This window comes from Chamaesiphon sp. VAR_69_metabat_338 (assembly GCF_031423935.1).
Lineage (GTDB): Bacteria > Cyanobacteriota > Cyanobacteriia > Cyanobacteriales > Chamaesiphonaceae > Chamaesiphon.
Window position 1 is genome coordinate 1 of sequence record NZ_JANPGM010000640.1, and the last position, 4,499, is coordinate 4,499.

The window sequence follows — 4,499 nt, forward strand, 5'->3', positions numbered from 1 at the left end:
CTGATACGGTGCTTATTTCGGTGAGTGTGGGTAATGGGAGTGGGTCGGGTATCGCCTGGGGCTGCGATCTCAGCTATGACTATGTCAAGATTAATGCTGAATATACCACTTAAAGACTGGGGGACGAGGAGACTCGTATTAACAGTTGTTCGCGATCGACGATCGACCATAGCAATCCTAAATGATTCGTGAGATTTATTCTTCGGTGCGTTACGCTATCGCGGTAACACACCCTACGATCTCCCAACTATCAACTATCAACTATCAACTATCAACTATGTCCGAGCCGCTGCTGGAGAGACTGCGAGAACGCGTAAAATCTATAGACAAAAAAACCGCGATCGTCGGTGCGGCTGTTGGTACTGGTATTATGACGCTTTCTGGTGCCGGGGCATATTATTCGCCCTACTTGGCGGTAAATAGTCTCCAAAGTGCTGCCGAGCATCGGAATCCGGGTGCATTATCCCAAGAAATTAATTTTCCAGAACTGCGAAATAATTTTAAAGCTACTATCAAAGCGCAAGCGATCGAGCAGATTAAGGAAGCTAAAACCGTCCAAGTATCTTCGGCGAATGTCGATCGCGTAGAGCGAACGATCGACTCGCTAGTAGATAAATTAGTCACTCCTGAAGGGATCGAACAATTGCTGCTCGATAAATTTCCTAGCACGAAAATTGACCTGAGTAATCTCGATAAAGATGTCGCCAAATCGCAAATTACGATGGGCTATGAATCATTCGATCGGTTTGTCGTGCATATCATTAATAAGGTCGATCGTACCCAAGATGTCAGTCTCATCCTTACCCGCGATGGGATCGGCTGGAAATTATCTAAGATTGATATCTCGAAGTTAGGCGATCGGACTTGAGCGGAGGTATTCTTTATTCCCCGCTCCCCGCTCCCCGCCACCATCAATAGTTTTGCATACCTCTCATCCAGAAACCTCTAATCTTCCAACTTCATGCGTAGATGAACCAAATCTTCAAGAATTTGGCGGATATGGGCTTCTACTTGCTGCTGACGAGCGTTTAAATCCTTGAGCTGTTGATATCTAGCAATGGCTTGACTGACGCTGAGGATCTCGGCCATCGAACACGGACGCGTCCACAACGCGCCGTATTCATCTAGTCCGCACAAGCGATAACCAGCCTCAGGATCGATGGTACTCAAGCCAGTCGCCTCAACCGCAACATTCAGATAAGGAGTAGGAATAGCGGATCCAGTAGCGGTACGCTTAAAGGTGCGCGATTCCAACCAGGCGGCTAAAATTGGCCCCCTAGTATTAATCTCGATACTTTGACACTCGATCTCTTGTAACTCTTGCTGCCAATCTGTCACTAGCTTATACATTTCTTGGAGCATGTGAGCTGCCAAGATCGGATTGGCATCTGGACGCAGATTGCTAAATTTGGGGATTTGGACTGGGGGTAATCGATCGGTCGAGGCACCAAAATGGTTTGTGGATATTGGCATATTAGATCGGTTGACAGTTGATTCGATCGCGATGTGCTAACTCAATGTCTAGCTAGAGTTGAATACCAATAGTTTGAATGGATAATAGCATAAATTAATTAGCACGATCGATGACTACACAGATGGCACAACAACTAATTTTGGTGACGGGAGCCGCTCGCTGTGGCAAGAGTGAATGGGCGGAATCGCTGGCGATCGCTAGCGATCGAGCGGTGACTTATATTGCCACGGCCACTGTCGATCCTGCCGATCCTGAATGGCAAGCGCGGATCGATCGCCATCAACAGCGGCGTCCGGCTACCTGGCAGACGATGGCGACGGTTGAAGATTTAGCACAGCAGATCGAGGGCGCAGAGCCAACACAGTGTTTATTAATCGATTCTCTGGGCACTTGGGTGGCCAACTTGCTCGATCGATCTGATGTGGAGTGGGAAAAGATAGCTCAAGCATTATTGGCTGTTTTACCGACCAGCCGGGGCACGATAATTATGGTTGCTGAAGAAACTGGCTGGGGTGTCGTGCCAGCTTATCCCAGCGGGCGACTATTTCGCGATCGACTGGGAATGTTGACGCGGCAGATCGGATCGATCTCCAGTACGGTTTACTTGGTAACTGGCGGTCACGTTTTAAACTTATCGCAATTAGGTCAGAAATTAGATCGGTAAAGCTGGCGGAACAGGCGGCTGGCAAGGCTATATCTGCAAGCGCGACTGGAGGACGATCTGTGCAGAGGGGGTAAAATAACCGCGCAGATCCAGCAATTTTGCTTAGTGCTGGTATTCTGGAAAACATTCAGCCGCAAATGTATCAGTAAATTCCGACTTGTTGCTCAGATCGCGATCGTCAATACCCAACCTCCATTACCTATTTATAAAATATGTTCTTTAACCGTTATCTCATCCCCATTTGTTTGACAATTACGACGATCGCGATCGCTCCGGTGGAAGTAACTGCCGCCCGTCGTGAGACTAGGGCAATTTTAGCCAGAGAAGTTGGCTCGATCGCCAAAAAAACCGTCGTCAGGATCGAATCAGCAGAGGGAACTTTTGGCTCTGGCGTAATTATCGGTCGTGTCGAACGAGGGAATAAGAATATTTATACGATCTTGACCGCAGCACATGTGGTGAGATCTACCGATACCAAATACAAGATTATTACGCCGATTCCAGTCAATAGCTTAGGCGTGAGGAAAAGGACGGTAATCGATGTCAATATCAAAAATATCAAAAGAATTCCCAATGTCGATCTCGCCGAAATTTCCTTTGAAAGTAACCATATTTTTGCGATCGGGACGCTGGGCAATTCGGAATATGCGGATGAAGGTAGCCCTGTTTATGTCGCTGGTTTTCCCAAGCCAGGTCAGGCCATTAATCGGATCGCTTTTCAGTTTACTGGTGGCATGATTTCTTCCAGATTAGATGAAAGCGATCTCAATCCGAAAGAGATGAATAATGGTTACGATATTTCCTACACAAATATTACTAGAGCGGGAATGAGTGGCGGGCCGGTATTCGATGCGGCGGGTAGGATTGTAGCGATTCACGGTCAAGGCGATCGCAATAATCAAGTACCAGGAGAAGAAGCAAGCACTGGATTGGGGAGTGAAGAGAAAACCGGCTTTAACTTGGGCATTCCAATCCAAACTTTATTCAGAATTCAACCACATACTCGCAATCTTGTCGGCGCAAGAGTCGATGCATCTCCGGTCAACTATCAACTCCTAGATCGTTCGTTGACGATCGGGACTAATAACAAAAAGTTTGCGCGGAGATTTAGAACTAGAGCTGATGCTCCACCAATTTTTGATGTTACTAAAGTAGACGAGCAAACATACGATTAGGTTGTCGTGGTCGATCTGCTTGGGAACGGTTACTCAAACATCTAAATCCTGTTAAAATGGTAACTAGCTAAAAGATCGACCTACAGCCATCCTCGCTCGTACTTCCCCGTCCATGCCGACATCTATCCTTGTTGAAAAGAAAAAATTAGCCAAACCGCCACTGGATATTCACTATCTAGGCGATCGCGTATTGCGCCAGCCAGCCAAACGGATTGCCAGTGTGGATGAAGAAATCCGCCGGACGATCGTGGCCATGCTCCAGACCATGTATAGTGCCGATGGGATCGGTTTAGCCGCACCCCAAGTCGGTATCAATAAACAATTAATTGTCATCGATTGCGAGCTAGACAAACCCGAAGCTCCACCCTTAATCCTGATTAACCCCGCGATTAAAAAGTCTGGTAAAGTCCTCTGTAAAGACCAAGAAGGGTGCTTGAGCATCCCTGGCGTATATTTGGACGTCGAACGGCCAGAGACGATCGAACTGGCATATCGCGACGAATCCGGTCGCCCGCGTACCCTCAAAGCCGATGGCTTACTCGCGCGCGCGATCCAACACGAATTAGATCATCTCAATGGGGTCTTGTTTGTCGATCGTGTCGAGAACGACCTCGCATTGACTGAAGAACTCAAGAAAAAAGGTTTCTCCCTCCAACACGTTCAACACATCACTCCCGGAGCTTAGTCACGTTTCATGTACACCCCTCTGACTGGTATTTGTTTGCTTGGTGCCTCAATTTCGGCGATCGCCGCAGTTGGCTCGGTATTTGAACTCACTTCTGGGGCACCAGAACTCGGCACGGCAGTCACTGGCAGTATCCTCGCCGCTACCATTCCGCTGACAGTATTCTTGTTTCTAACCGCTGTCAAGAATTCTCGCTAATCATCTTGATTTGTAAGCCTATCGTAGGGTGTGTTGTCTTGTCTTGACGCGCTGTCTTGTCTCGCTGTCTTGTCGCATACAAACGGGAGGGAACCTCCCGTTCGATGCGCCGCTGCTTGGTGCGCTAAACCTGGAGGAAACCTCCGTGACGAGCGCATCCGCAAACCCTCGGCAGCGGCGCAATGTGGGCGGGTGTCCCGCCCATACAATTGCGACAAGACAAAGCCGTAGACGAGCGAAGCGAGGCGTGTCGTTCGCGTAGCGTCTCGAAGAGAAGACGGAGCGCGAGCCGCTTAACTTGGA

At 48.4% G+C, this 4,499-nt stretch carries 7 protein-coding genes; 6 read left to right on the forward strand and 1 reads right to left on the reverse strand.

The features are described from left to right. Together RMO84_RS17635 and RMO84_RS17640 are read left to right on the forward strand one after the other, a co-directional pair. A partial coding sequence (locus RMO84_RS17635) for a bifunctional ornithine acetyltransferase/N-acetylglutamate synthase (RefSeq protein ID WP_310489749.1) occupies positions 1-113 on the forward strand: 113 nt, incomplete at its 5' end. Positions 114-277: 164 nt separating this feature from the next. Beyond that, positions 278-868, forward strand: a complete 591-nt coding sequence (locus RMO84_RS17640; RefSeq protein ID WP_310489743.1) for a DUF2939 domain-containing protein — start codon at positions 278-280, stop codon at positions 866-868. A 77-nt stretch (positions 869-945) separates the two neighbouring features. Here RMO84_RS17640 and RMO84_RS17645 read toward each other — a convergent pair whose 3' ends face one another. Then, on the reverse strand, positions 946-1,473 hold the full coding sequence (locus RMO84_RS17645; RefSeq protein WP_310489744.1) for a hypothetical protein: 528 nt from the start codon (positions 1,471-1,473) through the stop codon (positions 946-948). Between the two features lie 122 nt (positions 1,474-1,595). On the opposite strand from RMO84_RS17645, the gene cobU reads away from it, so the two are divergent. The 4 genes from cobU (at position 1,596) to RMO84_RS17665 (ending at position 4,196) form a co-directional block, all read left to right on the forward strand. Continuing rightward, positions 1,596-2,138, forward strand: coding sequence for a bifunctional adenosylcobinamide kinase/adenosylcobinamide-phosphate guanylyltransferase (gene cobU / locus RMO84_RS17650; protein WP_310489745.1), 543 nt, complete (start codon positions 1,596-1,598; stop codon positions 2,136-2,138). A gap of 212 nt (positions 2,139-2,350) precedes the next feature. After that, complete coding sequence (locus RMO84_RS17655) at positions 2,351-3,313, forward strand: serine protease (protein WP_310489746.1); 963 nt, start codon at positions 2,351-2,353, stop codon at positions 3,311-3,313. Positions 3,314-3,425: 112 nt separating this feature from the next. Continuing rightward, entirely contained in the window at positions 3,426-3,998 is a 573-nt protein-coding gene (gene def / locus RMO84_RS17660; RefSeq protein ID WP_310489747.1) for a peptide deformylase, read from the forward strand. 9 nt (positions 3,999-4,007) lie between these two features. Then, on the forward strand, positions 4,008-4,196 hold the full coding sequence (locus RMO84_RS17665; protein ID WP_310489748.1) for a hypothetical protein: 189 nt from the start codon (positions 4,008-4,010) through the stop codon (positions 4,194-4,196). Positions 4,197-4,499: the final 303 nt, after the last annotated feature.